16 protein-coding genes are annotated in these 15,619 nt (G+C 72.2%); 7 read left to right on the top strand and 9 right to left on the bottom strand.

The window, feature by feature from the left end; all coding sequences use genetic code 11:
* Positions 1-11: 11 nt before the first annotated feature.
* Entirely contained in the window at positions 12-1,097 is a 1,086-nt protein-coding gene (locus AC3EUJ_RS14585) for an NADH-quinone oxidoreductase subunit B family protein (protein WP_431961621.1), read from the bottom strand.
* A 222-nt stretch (positions 1,098-1,319) separates the two neighbouring features.
* A complete protein-coding gene (locus AC3EUJ_RS14580) occupies positions 1,320-3,035 on the bottom strand; it encodes a hydrogenase maturation protein (protein WP_431961620.1) in 1,716 nt (571 codons plus the stop codon).
* Between the two features lie 262 nt (positions 3,036-3,297).
* On the opposite strand from AC3EUJ_RS14580, the gene AC3EUJ_RS14575 reads away from it, so the two are divergent.
* Together AC3EUJ_RS14575 and AC3EUJ_RS14570 are read left to right on the top strand one after the other, a co-directional pair.
* A complete protein-coding gene (locus AC3EUJ_RS14575; RefSeq protein WP_431961619.1) occupies positions 3,298-4,866 on the top strand; it encodes a cellulose binding domain-containing protein in 1,569 nt (522 codons plus the stop codon).
* 311 nt (positions 4,867-5,177) lie between these two features.
* Positions 5,178-5,615 carry a subtilase-type protease inhibitor gene (locus tag AC3EUJ_RS14570; protein WP_431961618.1) on the top strand — a complete coding sequence of 146 codons (438 nt, stop codon included), beginning with the start codon at positions 5,178-5,180 and terminating at the stop codon, positions 5,613-5,615.
* Positions 5,616-5,729: 114 nt separating this feature from the next.
* Here AC3EUJ_RS14570 and AC3EUJ_RS14565 read toward each other — a convergent pair whose 3' ends face one another.
* The gene (locus AC3EUJ_RS14565; protein WP_431961617.1) at positions 5,730-6,524 is read right to left on the bottom strand and encodes an SDR family NAD(P)-dependent oxidoreductase; all 795 of its coding nucleotides are present in this window, start codon (positions 6,522-6,524) and stop codon (positions 5,730-5,732) included.
* 294 nt (positions 6,525-6,818) lie between these two features.
* Between AC3EUJ_RS14565 and AC3EUJ_RS14560 the strand changes: the two genes are divergently transcribed.
* The 4 genes from AC3EUJ_RS14560 to AC3EUJ_RS14545 all read left to right on the top strand — a co-directional run bounded on the left by AC3EUJ_RS14560 (position 6,819) and on the right by AC3EUJ_RS14545 (position 11,157).
* Positions 6,819-8,015: an alginate lyase family protein gene (locus AC3EUJ_RS14560; protein ID WP_431961616.1), complete on the top strand. Its 1,197-nt coding sequence runs from the start codon at positions 6,819-6,821 to the stop codon at positions 8,013-8,015.
* Between the two features lie 36 nt (positions 8,016-8,051).
* Entirely contained in the window at positions 8,052-8,825 is a 774-nt protein-coding gene (locus tag AC3EUJ_RS14555; RefSeq protein ID WP_431961615.1) for a crotonase/enoyl-CoA hydratase family protein, read from the top strand.
* A gap of 242 nt (positions 8,826-9,067) precedes the next feature.
* Positions 9,068-10,720, top strand: a complete 1,653-nt coding sequence (locus AC3EUJ_RS14550) for a M4 family metallopeptidase (protein ID WP_431961614.1) — start codon at positions 9,068-9,070, stop codon at positions 10,718-10,720.
* 77 nt (positions 10,721-10,797) lie between these two features.
* Positions 10,798-11,157, top strand: a complete 360-nt coding sequence (locus AC3EUJ_RS14545) for a nuclear transport factor 2 family protein (protein WP_431961613.1) — start codon at positions 10,798-10,800, stop codon at positions 11,155-11,157.
* A 9-nt stretch (positions 11,158-11,166) separates the two neighbouring features.
* Here the strand turns inward: AC3EUJ_RS14545 and sigJ are convergent, their stop codons facing one another.
* Entirely contained in the window at positions 11,167-12,120 is a 954-nt protein-coding gene (gene sigJ, locus AC3EUJ_RS14540; protein WP_431961612.1) for an RNA polymerase sigma factor SigJ, read from the bottom strand.
* Positions 12,121-12,298: 178 nt separating this feature from the next.
* Here sigJ and AC3EUJ_RS14535 point away from each other — a divergent pair, with 178 nt between their 5' ends.
* Positions 12,299-12,682: a hypothetical protein gene (locus tag AC3EUJ_RS14535; protein ID WP_431961611.1), complete on the top strand. Its 384-nt coding sequence runs from the start codon at positions 12,299-12,301 to the stop codon at positions 12,680-12,682.
* Positions 12,683-12,868: 186 nt separating this feature from the next.
* Here the strand turns inward: AC3EUJ_RS14535 and AC3EUJ_RS14530 are convergent, their stop codons facing one another.
* The 5 genes from AC3EUJ_RS14530 to AC3EUJ_RS14510 form a co-directional block, all read right to left on the bottom strand.
* Positions 12,869-13,285, bottom strand: a complete 417-nt coding sequence (locus AC3EUJ_RS14530) for a hypothetical protein (RefSeq protein ID WP_431961666.1) — start codon at positions 13,283-13,285, stop codon at positions 12,869-12,871.
* Between the two features lie 183 nt (positions 13,286-13,468).
* Positions 13,469-13,597 (bottom strand): DUF5959 family protein, encoded by a 129-nt coding sequence (locus AC3EUJ_RS14525; protein ID WP_431961610.1) that lies wholly within the window; start codon positions 13,595-13,597, stop codon positions 13,469-13,471.
* A 21-nt stretch (positions 13,598-13,618) separates the two neighbouring features.
* Positions 13,619-14,350 (bottom strand): PhzF family phenazine biosynthesis protein, encoded by a 732-nt coding sequence (locus AC3EUJ_RS14520; RefSeq protein ID WP_431961609.1) that lies wholly within the window; start codon positions 14,348-14,350, stop codon positions 13,619-13,621.
* 14 nt (positions 14,351-14,364) lie between these two features.
* Positions 14,365-14,607: a hypothetical protein gene (locus AC3EUJ_RS14515; RefSeq protein ID WP_431961608.1), complete on the bottom strand. Its 243-nt coding sequence runs from the start codon at positions 14,605-14,607 to the stop codon at positions 14,365-14,367.
* Between the two features lie 99 nt (positions 14,608-14,706).
* A complete protein-coding gene (locus tag AC3EUJ_RS14510; protein WP_431961607.1) occupies positions 14,707-15,549 on the bottom strand; it encodes a GntR family transcriptional regulator in 843 nt (280 codons plus the stop codon).
* Positions 15,550-15,619 lie beyond the last annotated feature (70 nt).

Raw genomic sequence — 15,619 nt, 5'->3', positions numbered from 1 at the left:
GTGCCGTGAGGTCACCAGGGCGCCTTGTAGCCCGTGGTGAGCTTCCGGCCGGTGTGACGCCACTTGGGCTCCTTGTCCACGGTCCTGGCCGTGATGGAGCGCAGCCGCCGGATCGCCGCGCCGTACGCGCCGCTGGCGGTACTGGACAGCCGTGCGCCGGGCGGCTCGTCCATGAACGGCATGAACATGTCCGGGAAGCCGGGCATGGTGCAGGCGATGCAGATGCCGCCGACGTTGGGACAGCCGCCGATGCCGTCCATCCAGCCGCGCTTGGGGACGTTGCACTTGACGACCGGGCCCCAGCAGCCGATCTTCACCAGGCACTGCGGCGAGTCGTAGCGGTCGGCGAACTGGCCCTGCTCGTAGTAGCCCGCGCGGTCGCAGCCCTCGTGCACGGTCGCGCCGAACAGCCACGCCGGGCGCAGCTTGTCGTCCAGCGGGATCATCGGCGCGGAGCCGGCCGCCTGGTAGAGCAGGTACGTCAGCGTCTCGGCGAAGTTGTCCGGCTGGATCGGGCAGCCGGGCACGCAGACGATCGGGATGCCCGCCTTCGACTTCCACTCCCAGCCCAGGTAGTCCGGCACGCCCATGGCGCCGGTCGGGTTGCCCTCCATGGCATGGATGCCGCCGTAGGTGGCACACGTGCCGATGGCGACCACGGCCAGGGCCTTGGGCGCGAGACGGTCGATCCACTCACTGGTGGTGATCGGCTGGCCCGTCTCGGGGTTGTCTCCGAAGCCGCACCAGTAACCCTCGGCCTTGATCGCCTCATTGGGGATGGACCCCTCGACGACCAGGACGAACGGATCGATCTCGCCGCGCTCCGCCTTGAAGAACCACTCGATGAAGGTGTCGGCGCCCCCCACCGGACCGCACTCGAAGTCGATCAGCGGCCAGTGCACCTGGATCTCGGGGAGTCCGGGAAGGCCGCCGAGGGCGATCTCCTCGATGCTCGGCAACGTCGCGGCGGTCAGCGACACCGAGTCGCCGTCGCAACTGAGCCCCGCGTTGATCCAGAGAATGTGGATCGGGGCCTGCCCGTCCCCGGCTGCCGGGGTCCGCGCGACGTCGTTCCTGGTCGAAGCAGTCGCATCCATCGGGATGCCTCCTCATCGAGCGACAAATGCCACATAAAGGCATCTATCCCCTTGATAGCGACTGGCTCGCCGGGAGGGGACGTCGAAGAGGGCCAACACGGTGACCGCCCCGCGATCCGTGGGCCCCGCCCCGAACCATGGCCAAGGCGGCCGGCGCGCACGGTGGCGTGGCGGAGGCGGCTGTGCGCGTCTGTATGCCGCGCGGCTGTCGCTGGGCGGGCCTTACGGGCAGGCGGCCGCCGGCGTGGCCACCCGCAGGTGCGGCGGGGTGCCGGCGGGGGTGCGGCGGTGGACGAAGGCGGAACGGAGGGCGTGATACGGGGACCGGGGGTCGAAGAAGGCCTCACGCATCCGGGACAGCTCCTCGGCGCGGTGGGACGCCAGGACACGCTCCGCCTCGCGGCGCTCGGCCTCCGCCTTCTTGGCGGCGATCCTGGGCCGCGTCCCCGCCGTGCGGGCCAGGCGGGCCGCGAGGCGGGCGACGTCGGCGCCGAACTCCTGCGGGCCGCACATCAGCAGCCGGTCCACCAGCCCGATGCGCAGTGCGGCGGCCGCGCCGACCGGGAGCGCCCGCTCCATCAGGCGTGCGGCCATGGCGGGGCCGACCCGGCGGGGCAGGGTGTACGTCCAGTACTCCGAGCCGTACAGGCCCATCAGGCGGTAGTGCGGGTTGAGCACCGCGCCCTGGCGGCACCAGACCTCGTCGGCGGCGAGGGCGAGCATCACGCCACCCGCGCCCGCGTTGCCGCCGAGGGCGGCGACCACCAGGCGGTCGCCGGTGGTGAGGACCGCCTCGACCAGGTCGTCGATGGCGGTGATGTTGGCCCAGGACTCGGCGCCGGGGTCCGCTGCCGCCTCGATGGCCTTCAGGTCGATGCCGTTGGAGAAGACGTCCCGGGCGCCGCCCAGCACCAGCACCGAGGTGGGGCGCGTGCAGGCGTGGCGGTACGCCGCGAGGAGCCGGCGGCAGTCGGCGGCGGACATGGCACCGCCGGCGAAGGTGAACGACAGGACGCCCGCCGCGCCGTCCTCGCGGTAGCGGATGTCGGCCCAGGTGTCACGGTCGCCCGCGAGCTCCGGGGGCAGCGGGTCCTCCGGCAGCGCCGACAGGAGGCCGCCGAGGGCGGTGACGGCGGGCAGCGCGAAGGTGGGCGGGCCGCCGGGGGCGGGACGGGGCCGCAGCCGCGGGATCCACACGGCGCCGTCGCGGGTGGCCCGGCACACCGCGCCCGCGCGGGTGGCCAGCAGCCGGCCCGGCTCGCCGCGCAGCCGGTCCTCGGGGTGGCCGCCGTGCAGGAACCACTGGGCGCCCAGGAGTTCGTCCAGGACGCCGGGCCGCGAGTCGGCGGCGCGCAGCTTGCGCAGCACGGTGGCGGTCGGGTCGGCGGCCCAGTCGATGCGCCGCTCGTCCTGGCGGAGGGCGGGGCGGACGCGGACGAGCGCCCCGAGGGCCGGGTCGCTCTGCCGCCGGGGGGCGTACGCACCCGACGCGAACCGGTCGACGGCCAGCAGGACGGCCTCCATCGCCGCGTCCGAGATCTCGCCCCGGTACAGGTCGCTCTTGCCGACCGGCGGTACCTCGCAGTCCACCGAGGCCCAGACCGGGCCCGCGTCCATCTCCTCCTCGGCCTGCAGGACCGTCACGCCCCATGCGGCGACGCCTTCCTGCACGGCGCGGTCCAGGGAGGCGGGGCCGCGGTCCCCGGGCGGCCCGGGGTGCACGATCAGGCAGGTGCGGGCGGTCCGGACGTCCGCGGGGATCGCCGTCTTCAGCATGGGCGCGATGACGAGTTCCGGCTCATGGCGGGCGATCGCCGCGCGCATGGCGTCGCCGTCGGGTGTCACCTCCACGGCGAGGGTGTGGCCCAGCTCGCCGAGTTCCGCGTACACGCGCTGCGTCAGGCTGTTGAACGCCGACGCCATGAGCAGGATGTGCATGACGACCTCCCGGGCCGCCCGGCACGTCGGGGAGGGGGGAGCACCGGCCCCGGCCTTCAGCGATGATGCCTGCCCCGCGGGCGCCTGCGGGTGCGCCCGGCCGCCGGTTCACCCGATCGCCCCCGGGCGGCCCGCCGCCGGGCCGGGCCGCCGCGCTGTCCCGGGCCGTCTCACGTATTGACGCGAACGCATCAACTCGATAGGTCTATACCAGATGCATTTGGTGCAGACCATTTGCGCGTTCCCCCCACGGGAGGCCCGGATGCGAAGAACTCTGGCCCTGGTCACGGCGCTCGTCGGAGCGCTCGTCCTGCTCCTCGCCCCGCCCGCCGCGGCGGCCGCCCCGAGCGCGGCCTTCGTCAAGACGGCCACCTGGGACACCGGATACCAGGGGCAGTACACGATCACCAACGGTGGTACCACGACACTCAGTGGATGGACCGTCGAGTTCGACCTGCCCTCGGGGACGAGCGTCGGCTCGTACTGGGACACCCTGATGACCCGGAACGGCAGCCACTACACCTTCAAGAACCGCGAGTACAACGGCACCCTCGCGCCCGGCGCGAGCGCCGTATTCGGGTGGGTCTCCTCGGGCACGGGCGTGCCCGAGGACTGCAGGCTCAACGGCGGTTCCTGCACCGGCTCCGGCGGCGGCCCGGACACCACCGCGCCCGGCGTCCCCGGCGGGGTGACCGTCGGCTCGGCCACCTCCTCCTCCCTCACCGTCCGCTGGACGGCCTCCACCGACGACTCCGGCAGCGTCGCCGGCTACGAGGTCTCCCGGGACGGCGGCGCGCCCGTCGCCGTGACCGGCACCTCGTACACCGCCACCGGGCTGCAGGCGAGCACCGGCTACTCCTTCCGGGTCCGCGCCAAGGACGCGGCCGGCAACACCTCCGCCTACAGCGGCGCCGTCACCGGGACCACCACCTCCGGCGGCACCAACCCGCCCCCGGGCGGCGTGCGCACCGCGCCGTACGTCGACATGGGCGCCTGGCCGACGCCCGGCCTCACCACGCTCTCCTCGGCGAGCGGCCTGAAGAGCTTCACCATGGCCTTCATCACCGCCTCGTCCTGCAAGGCGATGTGGTTCAACGCCTACGACCCGCGCGACGCCTGGAACAAGGACCAGATCGACGCGATCCGCGCGGCCGGCGGTGACGTCAAGATCTCCTTCGGCGGCGCCTCCGGCATCGAACTCGCACAGGCCTGCGGCTCGGTCGACGCGCTGTACGCCGAGTATGACGCGGTGGTCAACGCCTACGGCCTGACGTACGCGGACTTCGACATCGAGGGCGCCGCCACCGCCGACCCGGCGTCCGTCGTCCGCCGTTCCCAGGCGCTGGCCCGGCTCCAGCAGGCCCACCCGGGACTGCGGATCTCGCTCACCCTGCCCGTCCTGCCGGAGGGGCTCACGGAGGACGGCCTGGGCGTCGTGCGGTCGGCCCGGGACGCCGGGGTGAACCTCGACGTCATCAACATCATGGCGATGGACTACTACCGCAGCGCCGACTACGGCGACGCGGCGATCCAGGCCGCCAACAGCACCTTCGCCCAGCTCAAGTCCCTCTACCCCGGCAAGTCCGACGCCCAGGTGTGGGCGATGGTGGGCGTCACGCCGATGCTCGGCCAGAACGACGACGGCCGGATCTACGACCAGGCCGACGCCCGTCAGCTGGTGAGCTTCGCCCAGGGCAAGCACCTCGGCCTGCTCGCCTTCTGGGAGACGACCCGGGACCGCAACGCCTGCAGCGGCGCGCTCTACATGTGCACCAACATCCCCCAGTCCCCGTACGAGTTCTCGCGGATCTTCGCGGGCTACACCGGATAGCGCCTCCCCCGGGGGTCCCCGGGGCGGTCCCCACGGGCCGTCGTCGTGTGCGGAACGCGGCGGCGGCCCGCTGCTTTCCGGCCGATGTGGAGACGATGTCGTCGATCCGTGAAGGCGCTTTCACGGAGGCCGCGGTTCCACTGAGTCCATTCACCCGGACGCCCAGCTCACCGCAAGTGCGACACAACGGATAGTACACATCGTGAACAACCGGTGACCGAAAGTCGCGGAGCGATGTGACGAGCGGGCGTTCGATGCACAAGACTCCTCGACGTCCGATATCCGGATCTAGTGCCGAAGGAGTGTTCGCTATGCGGATCAGTGCGGTGGGGACCTGCCTGGCCCTGATGGCGGCGGTGTGTTCGGCGGGGGTCGCGGCCGGCTCGGCGGAGGCCCGGCCGACCGGGGCGACGAGCCTGTACGCGCCGTCCGCGCTCGTCCTGTCCGTGGGGAAGGGAGAAGACCCCGCGACAGCGACGATACAGCGCGCGGTGGTGCTGCGCTGCAGGCCCACCCCGTACGGCGACCACCCCGACCCGGTGGCCGCCTGCGCGGAACTCGCGGCCGGGGGCGGGGACCTCGCGGCCATGACCGCCGACGCGGAGGGTGCGGCCTGTACCCGGATCTGGGACCCGGTGGTGGTCACCGCCGACGGGGTGTGGGAAGGCCGGCGCGTCACCTTCGCGCGGACCTTCGGCAACCCGTGCATGCTGCGCGGCAGCGACGCGGCCGGCGTCTTCGCCTTCTGACGTTGATGCCGTGAACCAAGGCCACGGGGTTCACCGTGGGGGAGAGCCCTGTGAGGGGGCGGCCGACTCGTGGGACGGGGTCGGCCGCCCCTGTTTCGTGTGCGCCGTCCGGCGTCAGGTCGTCTTGATCTGGCCGCCGTCGATGGTGAACTCGGCGCCCGTCACGTTGCCGGCGACGGGGGAGACGAGGAACGCGATCAGGGCGGCGACTTCCTCCGGTTCGGTGATGCGGCCGGTGGAGATGCCCATGCTGCGCGGCACGACCTCGTCCAGGGCCTCCTGGGCGGTGGTTCCCGCGGCCGCGGCCGTCTGGTCGGCGAAGGCCCCCGGGGCGGTCCAGAAGGGCGTGCGGACGGGGCCGGGGGCGACCGCGTTGACGCGGACGCCCCGCGGGGCGAACTCCTCGGACAGCGACTTCGTCAGGTTCGCCAGCGCGGCCTTGGCGGCCGAGTAGTCCACGACCATGGGGAAGGGGAGGCGCGCGTTGATGGACGTGACGTTCACGATCGCGCCGCCGCCCGCCTCCACCATGTGGGGGAGCGCGGCGCGGGTGGCGCGGACCGCGCTGAAGAAGGAGATCTCGAAGACGCGCGCCCACTCCTCGTCGTCCACCTCGAGGAAGCCGCTGCGGGGCTTCCCGGAACCCACGTTGTTCACCAGGATGTCGACGGTCCCGTGACGCTCCGCGGCCTGCCGCACGAGTTCGGCGGGGCCGTCCGGGGTGGAGAGGTCGACCGCCACGGGGGTCACCTCGTAGGAGTCCCGAAGGGCTTCCGCCTCTGGGGTGACGCTGCGGCTGCCCGCGACGACGCGGACGCCCTCACGTGCCAGCGTCCGGGTCACCGTCAGGCCGATGCCCCTGCCGGCCCCGGTGACGACCGCGACCTTGTCCTGGAGTTGCAGTTCCATGGGGTCCCCTTCGGGATGGGCGGGTGGGTACCGAGCCTGGGGGACGGCTGGCGGAGTCGCCATCGGAGCGCCGCCGGGTGGGTGCGGGGTGTGAGGGTGGGGTCGGATACGTGTCCTGACGCCCTGTTGGCGCCGGAGCGCCGTGCGGTGTGCGGTAGCGGTATCGACCGTGTGCGGCAGGGGACTTGACGGGGCATTGGTCTAGTCCTACCGTCATGCGTCCATCGCAATGTTCACGGGTGCATCCATGGTTCATCCATGTGAACATGCCGTCTCCTGGGAAGGCGTCCCCCCATGTCCCACAGATCACAAGCCCTCCTCACCAAGGGAATCTTGGCCCTCGTCGCGGCGCTGGTCGCCGCCCTCCTGGCCGCGCTGCCCGGCAGCGGTCGTGCCGCCGCCGCGCCGGCTGCCTTCAGCCACCCCGGCGTCCTGGTCAGCCGGACCCAACTCGACTTCGTACGCGGCAAGGTGCAGGCCGGGGCGCAGCCCTGGAAGAGCGCGTACGACCAGATGATGGCGTCGAACTACGCCTCGCAGTCGCGAACCCCCAAGCCGCGCGCGGTCGTCGAGTGCGGTTCCTACTCCAACCCCAACTACGGCTGCACCGACGAGCGCGAGGACGCGATCGCGGCCTACACCAACGCGCTGGCCTGGTACATCACCCGGGACGCCAAGTACGCACAGAAGGCGATCCAGCTGATGGACGCCTGGTCGGCCACCATCACCGACCACACCAACAGCAACGCCCCGCTGCAGACCGGCTGGGCGGGCTCGGTGTGGCCGCGTGCGGCGGAGATCATCCGCTACACCTACACCAGCTGGCCGAACGTGAACCGCTTCGCCACCATGCTGCGCAACGTCTACCTCCCGGAGGTCATCAACGGGTCCAAGAGCAACGGCAACTGGGAGCTCAGCATGATGGAGGCCGCCGTCGGCATCTCCGTCTTCCTCGACGACCGCGCCTCCTACGACAAGGCTGTCACGCGCTACCTCAACCGCGTCGCCGCGTACGTCTACCTGGACACCGACGGTGCGCTGCCCAAGACCGTGCCCGGCAGCGGGCTCGACACCCGGGACGAGATCGTCGGCTACTGGCAGGGTCAGTCCACCTTCGTGACCGGCCTGACCCAGGAGACCTGCCGCGACTTCACGCACACCGGCTACGGGATCTCGTCGATCTCGCACGTCGCGGAGACCAGCCGCATCCAGGGCGAGGACCTTTACCCGCAGGTGGGCGAGCGGCTGCGGCAGGCGCTCGGCTTCCAGTCCAAGTACCAGCGGGGCGCGGCCGTGCCCTCCTGGCTCTGCGGCGGGCACCTCAACCTGGGGCTCGGGCCGGTCACCGAGGTCGGCTACAACGCGATGCACAACCGGCTCGGCTACGCCATGACCAACACCCAGGCGCTCACCGAGTCCCAGCGCCCGGCCGGCAGCAACAACCTCTTCGTCGCCTGGGAGACCCTGACCCACGGCGATAACCTCTCCTGATCCTGCAGAGGTGAGCGGCGACGGAGGGAACAGGCCATGCCCGTACGTGTCGAGCGCAGCGGACCCGTCACCACGGTGGTGCTCTCGCGCCCTGAGGCGCGCAACGCCGTGGACGGCCCGACGGCGCGGGAACTGGCCGACGCCTTCCGTGAGTTCGATGCCGACGCCGGCGCATCCGTCGCCGTGCTGTGGGGCGAGGGCGGCACCTTCTGCGCGGGTGCCGACCTCAAGGCCATCGGCACCCCTCGCGGCAACGAGGTGACCGATGTGGCGGAAGGCGGGGACGGCCCCATGGGGCCCACCCGCCTGCGGCTGGGCAAGCCGGTCATCGCTGCGATCTCGGGCCACGCGGTGGCCGGCGGCCTGGAACTGGCCCTCTGGTGCGATCTGCGGGTCGCGGAGGAGGACGCGGTGCTCGGGGTGTTCTGCCGGCGCTGGGGCGTGCCACTGATCGACGGCGGGACGGTACGGCTGCCGCGGCTGATCGGCACCTCCCGGGCGATGGACCTGATCCTGACGGGGCGTCCGGTCGACGCGGCGGAGGCGTACGCCATGGGTCTGGTCAACCGGGTCGTCCCGCCCGGCGGGGCGCGGGACGCGGCGGAAAGGCTCGCCGCGGAGATCGCGGCCTTCCCGCAGACCTGCCTGCGGCACGACCGGCTCGCGGTGCTGGAGGCCGGGGGACTGGAGGAAACGGCCGCGCTCGAGGCGGAGTTGCGGCACGGCCGGGTGTCCCTCGCGGAAGCGGGGGAGGGTGCGGCGCGCTTCTCGGCGGGGGCCGGTAGGCATGGCGCGTTCGACGGGAGCTGACCGGCGCGGAACGACCGACGGGGGCCGATCCGCGCCGGTCACCCGGCTGCCGACCCGCGCCCATCACGTGCCTGTCGTGTGTGCTTCGGCGGATTCCCGTGTGTGGACCACGGACGCGCTCTGGACATCCGTATGTCATGGGCACTTAAATCTGGCACCGCCTCACCTCCGCACCCGGGCCCGCCCCACCGTGGCCGGACGCAGATGCGGGGACCGCGCACGCCCCCCACCAGAGGAGCACGATGCAGCCCAGCACCAGACGTGCCGCGACCGCGATATCCGCGGCGCTGGCCGCCACCGCCGTCACCGCCGCCCTCCTGACGCCGTCCGCGGCGTCCGCGGCGTCCGGGTCCGGTCGCCAGCTGCCCACCCGGGCCACCGGCGTCGCCCGCGCCGACGCCGCCGTCACCGCCAACGCCACCAGGCTCTCCGTCACCTCCGCGCAGGGCCGTACCGTCCGCGACGTCGTCACCGACGCGGACGGCGCCCAGCACATCCGCTACGACCGGACCTACCGCGGACTGCCCGTCCTCGGCGGCGACCTCGTCGTCCACCTCGCGCCGGGCGGGGCCTACGAGGGCGCCGAGCGGGCGACCCGCTCCGACCTGGCCGTGCCGAGCACCACCCCCGCCGTCAAGGCCGCCGGCGCCGCCGACCAGGGCCTGGCGGCGCTGCGTTCCGCCCACCGCGGGACCGTATTCCGGCAGGCCAAGGCCAAGCCGCAGCTCGTCGTCGACGCACTGCACGGCACGCCCCGCCTGGCCTGGCGCACCACCGCCGTCGGCCTCGACAGGCTGGGCAACCCCGCCGCCCGCGTCGTCCTCACCGACGCCCGCACCGGTGCCCGCATCGACGCCTGGGACGCCCTGGAGACCGCCACCGGCGACGGCAAGTCCCTGTACGGCGGCACCGTGTCCCTGGAGACCACCCTCAGCGCCGGCACCTACCAACTGAAGGACCCCACCCGCGGCAACACCTACACCGGCGACGCGCAGAACAAGACCGACCTGTGCATCTTCGGCATCTGCTTCTCCCGGGCCCCCGCGGTCCTGTTCACCGACGCCGACAACCACTGGGGCACCGGCACCACCGCCGACCGCGCGACGGCCGCCGTCGACGCCCAGTACGGCACCAACGAGACCTGGGACTACTACAAGACCGTCCACGGCCGCAACGGCATCGCCGGCGACGGCAAGGGCTCGTACAACCGCGTCCACTACGGCAGCAACTACAACAACGCCTTCTGGGACGACAGCTGCTTCTGCATGACCTACGGCGACGGCGACGGCACCACCTTCGGGCCGCTGGTCGCTCTCGACGTCGCCGGGCACGAGATGTCGCACGGTGTCACCTCGCGCACCGCGGCGCTCACCTACTCCGGGGAGTCCGGCGGCCTCAACGAGGCCACCTCGGACATCTTCGGCACCCTCGTGGAGTGGTACGCCGGCAACTCCTCCGACACCGGCGACTACCTCATCGGCGAGCGCATCGTGAAGTCCGGATTCGGCGAGCCCGCCCTGCGCTTCATGGACAAGCCCTCCAAGGACGGCAGCTCGGTCGACTGCTGGAGCTCAGGCGTCGGCAACCTCGACGTCCACTACTCCTCCGGCGTCGCCAACCACTTCGCCTACCTGCTCGCCGAGGGCAGCGGCGCCAAGACGGTGGGCGGTGTCAGCTACAACAGCCCCACCTGCGACGGCTCCACCGTGAGCGGCATCGGCCGCGACAAGCTCGGCAAGATCTGGTACCGCGCCCTCACGGTCTACATGACCTCCGGCACGAACTACGCGGGCGCCCGCACCGCCACCCTCAAGGCCGCCACCGACCTCTACGGCTCCACCGGCGCCGAGTACGCCGCCGTGGCCGCCGCCTGGTCCGCCGTCAGCGTCAACTGACACCCGGGCGGATCCCTGGACCCGTGGGACCGGCCACCGCCAGGCCGGTCCCACGGGCCCCTGCCATACTGGTCCCCGTGACCACAACCGACGCGTCGGCGGCGATACACGCGCACGTACGGGCCTTCAACGCCCGCGACCTGGACGCGCTCCTGACCGGTTTCACCGACGACGCCGTATGGATCACCGGCACCACCACGGTGCGCGGCCGCGCCGCGCTGACCGAACTCTTCGACGAGGCGATGCGCGGGCTGCTCCCCACGCTGGAGGTCCACGACCTCGTCACCGAAGGCGACCGCGCGGCCTGCCAGATGACCGAGACCCTCACCTACCGCGGTGAGCGCCGCACCTGCCCCATCGCCGCGTTCTACCTGCTCAGGGACGGGCGCATCGCCTCTGCGAAGGTCTACCGGGAGGGCAGCGCGGACGTGGCCTGAGCGGCGGCGTCAGGACGAACCGCGCTCCGTCCACGGCCGGAGCTTGTCCGGGTTGCGGATCGCCCAGATGCGGGAGACGCGGCCGCCGGTGATGCCGAACGCCGCCACCGTCACCGTCGTCCCGGCGTGCCGGGCGACCAGGCCGGGCCGGCCGTTGACCTTCCGCTCCAGCAGCGTCAGGCCCGGAGTCCTGCCGGCCATCTGGATCAAATACTGGGCGATGCGCTCGCTGCCTTCCACCGGACGGAGGACGGCACCGACCAGCCCCCCGCCGTCGGCGATCATCGTGGCACCGGGGTCGAGGAGGCCGACGAGGGCCTTGATGTCCCTGGCCTCCCACGCCTCCTTGAAGTGCCGCACCACACCGGCCTGCCCGGCCGCCGGCACCGCCGGGTTCTGCGCGTCGCGAATGCGCCGGCGGGCCGAGTACGCCAGTTGCCGGCAGGCCGCCGGCGTACGGCCGACGATTTCGGCCACCTCGGGGAAGGGGAACCGGAAGACGTCGTGCAGGACGAACGCCACGCGCTCGGCAGGTGTCATCGACTCCAGCACGACGAGGAAGGCCATGGTCACCGACTCGTCCAGGGTGACCCGGTCGGCGGGGTCGGCCGACTCGGCCCCACCGTCGGCGGTGGGCCCGACGGTCCACTCCGAGCGGTCCGGCAGCGGCTCGGGTATCCACGAGCCGACGTAGCGCTCGTGCCGGACCCGTGCCGAGCCGAGCAGGTCGAGGCAGATGCGGCTGGCCACCGTCGTCAGCCAGGCACCAGGCGACTCGATGGCCTCCTGCTGCGGCCGCGACATCGCGTACCAGCGGGCGTAGGTCTCCTGCACGGCGTCCTCGGCCTCGGCCAGCGAACCGAGCAGCCGGTAGGCGAGATTGATCAGATGGCGCCGCTCGCCGATGACCGCGCTCAGCTCCGGTTCGGCCTCGTCGTGCGCCGGCTGCAATGGGGTGCTCATGGTCGCGACCGCTCCCTGGTTCGTCGTTCGTCCCGTCCGCTTGCGCTCTCGCCACTTCGACGGAACACGGCCGCCGTTCGTCAGCCGGCGCATCGCCTGACAGTTCACGGGCCCGTCTCGTCGGAGTGACGGGACAGTACCGATCCGCCGCCGCGAGACAGAAGAGGGACCTCACACCATGGCCACACGGGTAACGGCAGAACACCGCAGCCTCACGTTCCTTCGGACAGCGGTCGCCCTGCAGACCTCGGCGATCTTCTTCCAGGCGGCCACCGCCGGGCTGCTGCTGTCCTCGTCCCACGGCGAGGTGCTGCACAGCGCCGGAGCGCGCGTGATGTACGGGGCCTCGATGCTGTACGTGCTCGCGGCGATCCTCGCGTGGCGACCGGGCGGCGGATCGCCCCGCCCCATCCTGTACGCCTCCGGCTTCCTGGCCCTCGCCTCGGTACAGGTGGTGCTGGGCATCGCCCACAAGCCGTCTGTCCACGTCCCCCTGGGCGTCCTGATGTTCGGCCTGAGCGTCCTGGCGCTGGGCCACGCGCTGTACACCCGCCGGTCGTAGCCGGCCCGAGCCGCTGCGCAGCGTCGAGCAGCACGTGCCTGCCGGCGGTCTCCTCGTCCGGAAGCGGGATGCCGAGTTCGCGCCTGGGCTTTCCGTCACCGTTCGGCCATGCATGGGCCAGGGAATTTCCGGCGCGTGCCGGAGGTCGGCACCGGACGGGCGGCCCGGCCGCCCCCGCATGATCGACTAGGAGTCGGAGCGCAGCCCCAAGGCGCTGTGCTGGATGACCCCGGCGGGCGCGTCAGCGGAGCCCGGCCGCGCACGCGTCAACTCCACCAGCCGCGAACGGAGGTCAGTCGCCGGTTCCCCGAGCACGATGGCACTGATCACCAACTCGAGCATCAGGCAGTCGTAGTCGTCGTTCGTGCCTCGATAGCGATCGGGATCACGTTCGACCACGGCATGGGTGATTCGCCGTCCGCCGCCGTCGACCGGCGTGAAGGTGGCCGCGAAGACTCCGCGACCGGTCCAGCTTCGATGCAGGAAGGCGACCTCGCCCTCCGTGAAGACGTTCCACTTCTCGTCCATGTCCCGCGCTGCGTAGCCGCGCTGGATCCGCTCCCAGTCCTCGTCCGACCAGATCCGCTGGGGCAGTTGTGGCAACGGATGAGGAGCCGATATCGGATGGATGCGGCGGGAGAACGTGGACCTGGTCACGCGTGCGTCAGCGGGCATGGCGTGATCCTACGGACGAACCCGGGCGTGACGGAATCCGCTCCCGGGGTTGCGTCCCTCGTCCATCCAGCGGGCGTCGTCGCCGACGGCGAGCGCGGCCACAGCCCCGGATCACGCGTCCAGGTCGTCCGGGTCGAGGCACGGTTCCAGGCGGCCCCGGACGAACGCGTTCGTCACGGTGATCCCGGCGTCCAGGAAGTCGTGCCGGGGCAGCACACCGGGCATGTGCCGCCCCAGCACCCGGAAGGGGAGACATTTGTGTCACAGGTCGAGCAGATGGATGCGGCGGCGGGACGAGGGGCTGCCGAGGGTGATCGCGGGGCGGGTTCTGGTGGGGGCGCCGGGGACGGCACGCTCGAGGTGGACGCGGCCGCCGAGTTCGACCAGGCCGTCCGGAGCGGGGGCGGTGAGGATCTGGGAGCCGCGGCCCTGGGCGATGTTGAGGGCGCGATCGAGGCGGTCGGTGAGCAGGAGCGCCGCCGAGCCGGTGGCCTCGACCTCGTCGACGCCGTCGCCGCGGCCGGGGAAGCCGCGGGCGCGCACGCGTCCGGCGGGCTCGTCCTCCCAGGCCCAGGCGTAGACCCACTCGCCGGGGGGCGGTACGGGCAGCGCGTCGACCTCCTCGGGGGAGTCGTACTGCCGGAGCGTGCGGGGCGGGGCCCAGGCGGGGCTGGCCTCGAGCCAGGTGAACTCGCCGTCCAGGCGGACGCCCACGACGCCGGCGGGGGTGATCAGTTCTGGGGCGTCCAGCAGCCAGGCGGCGCCCATGCAGGGGGAGCCGGCGAAGGGCAGCCGACCGTCCGCGGAGCGGATGTCGATGATGCCCCGCTCGGGGTCGTCGACGAACACGGTCTCGGTGAAGCCCGATCGACGCGCGAACGTCACGCGGTCCTGCTCGTCGGTGACGGCGCTTCCGTCACGCACCACGGCCAGCCGGTCGCCGTGGTCGCCGTCGGGTCCGCAGAAGACCCGCACTATGTCGTAGCCGGTCATGGCCGCAGCCTGCCTCATGACTGCGCGACGGGGGAGAGGGGAAGCGAGGCACCCAGCGCCGCGCTCCGGAGCGGGGTGATGCGCTCGATGACGACGGCCGCCAGGCCGGCCGCGGCGAGCATGCACGTCTCCGCGGCGACGAGGAAGGCCGGCGACCAGGGGTCCACGTGCGTGGCCACCAGGAGTGCGGCCGCGGCTGTCGCCGCCTGCGCGCAGCGGGCAAGCGGCAAGGGGGATGTGGGGGGCTTGCTGGACATGGTGGATGGCCTGTCTCGGGTCGTGCGCGGCTCCGGTGGACACGGGAGCGGAGTGATCATAGGGGTTGAGGGGCGCACGTGTGTACGGGTTACGGGTCCTCATCCTCGGGGCTGTACGTCCCCCACCACGTGGGCGAGCGTGCCGGCCGGGGCGGCGCGTTCGTCGGGGGGCATGCCGGGGTGGTGGCCCGCCGTCACGGGCAGCCCCGCGGACGCGGAGCCGGCGAGGGACAAGCGGGAGACGATGCGGTAGCGGTCGCCGCGGTAGAGGGAGTGCACGTACTCCACGGGGCGCCCGGCGGCGTCGCTGGTGAGCCGGTCGAAGAGGAGCGCGGGGGAGAGCACGGGCACGCCCAGCAGCCTGGCCTCCTCCTCGTTGGCCACCGTCGGTTCGATGGACTGCACGGCCTCGTGGACCCGGATGCCGTACCGCTCGCGCAGCCGGTCGTAGAAGTCCCCGGACTCCATGTCGGCCGCGCGCAGGCCCGGCACCAGCTCCGCCGGGACGTGCAGATACTCGACGGCCATCGGCTCGCCGTCGACGAGGCGGAGCCGGGCGATGTAGACGATCTCGGCGGCGGGCGACACCCGGAGCTTGCGGCCGACGCGGGCGCCGGCCCGCACCGTGGCGAACTCCAGGACGCGGCTGAGCCAGTGGCCGGAGGCCTGCGGCAGACTGAAGGCGTTCTCCCCCTGGGCGAGTTCCTGGGTGATCTTCGCGGGGGCGACGAACATGCCGCTCCCGTGGCGCCGGACGAGCAGACCGGTGGTGACCAGCTCGTCGACGGCCGAGCGCACAGTGGGACGGGAGACGTCGAGTTGCTCGCACAGGGCGCGCTCCGACGGGATCGGGGTGCCCGGTGCCTGTGACTCGACGAGTTCCAGGAGGTGGTCGCGGACCCGTTCGCGCTTCAGTGGCGACCGCGGTGCTTCCCCCGTCATGCGCCTCGCCCCTCTCCATGGCCGTGCAGTGCCGTGTCCATGAGGCTATCCAGTTGCTGACCAGTTCTCC

This window comes from Actinacidiphila sp. bgisy160 (assembly GCF_057707815.1).
This window is presented reverse-complemented; position numbering and strand designations above follow the sequence as displayed.

Excerpts from the sequence above, each read along its gene's own strand:
- AC3EUJ_RS14510 (WP_431961607.1), bottom strand. The coding sequence starts at position 15,549 with ATGACGGGGGAAGCACCGCGGTCGCCACTGAAGCGCGAACGGGTCCGC.
- AC3EUJ_RS14565 (WP_431961617.1), bottom strand. The coding sequence starts at position 6,524 with ATGGAACTGCAACTCCAGGACAAGGTCGCGGTCGTCACCGGGGCCGGC.
- AC3EUJ_RS14570 (WP_431961618.1), top strand. The coding sequence starts at position 5,178 with ATGCGGATCAGTGCGGTGGGGACCTGCCTGGCCCTGATGGCGGCGGTG.
- sigJ (WP_431961612.1), bottom strand. The coding sequence starts at position 12,120 with ATGAGCACCCCATTGCAGCCGGCGCACGACGAGGCCGAACCGGAGCTG.
- AC3EUJ_RS14580 (WP_431961620.1), bottom strand. The coding sequence starts at position 3,035 with ATGCACATCCTGCTCATGGCGTCGGCGTTCAACAGCCTGACGCAGCGC.
- AC3EUJ_RS14550 (WP_431961614.1), top strand. The coding sequence starts at position 9,068 with ATGCAGCCCAGCACCAGACGTGCCGCGACCGCGATATCCGCGGCGCTG.
- AC3EUJ_RS14535 (WP_431961611.1), top strand. The coding sequence starts at position 12,299 with ATGGCCACACGGGTAACGGCAGAACACCGCAGCCTCACGTTCCTTCGG.
- AC3EUJ_RS14555 (WP_431961615.1), top strand. The coding sequence starts at position 8,052 with ATGCCCGTACGTGTCGAGCGCAGCGGACCCGTCACCACGGTGGTGCTC.
- AC3EUJ_RS14585 (WP_431961621.1), bottom strand. The coding sequence starts at position 1,097 with ATGGATGCGACTGCTTCGACCAGGAACGACGTCGCGCGGACCCCGGCA.
- AC3EUJ_RS14515 (WP_431961608.1), bottom strand. The coding sequence starts at position 14,607 with ATGTCCAGCAAGCCCCCCACATCCCCCTTGCCGCTTGCCCGCTGCGCG.
- AC3EUJ_RS14520 (WP_431961609.1), bottom strand. The coding sequence starts at position 14,350 with ATGACCGGCTACGACATAGTGCGGGTCTTCTGCGGACCCGACGGCGAC.
- AC3EUJ_RS14560 (WP_431961616.1), top strand. The coding sequence starts at position 6,819 with ATGTCCCACAGATCACAAGCCCTCCTCACCAAGGGAATCTTGGCCCTC.
- AC3EUJ_RS14575 (WP_431961619.1), top strand. The coding sequence starts at position 3,298 with ATGCGAAGAACTCTGGCCCTGGTCACGGCGCTCGTCGGAGCGCTCGTC.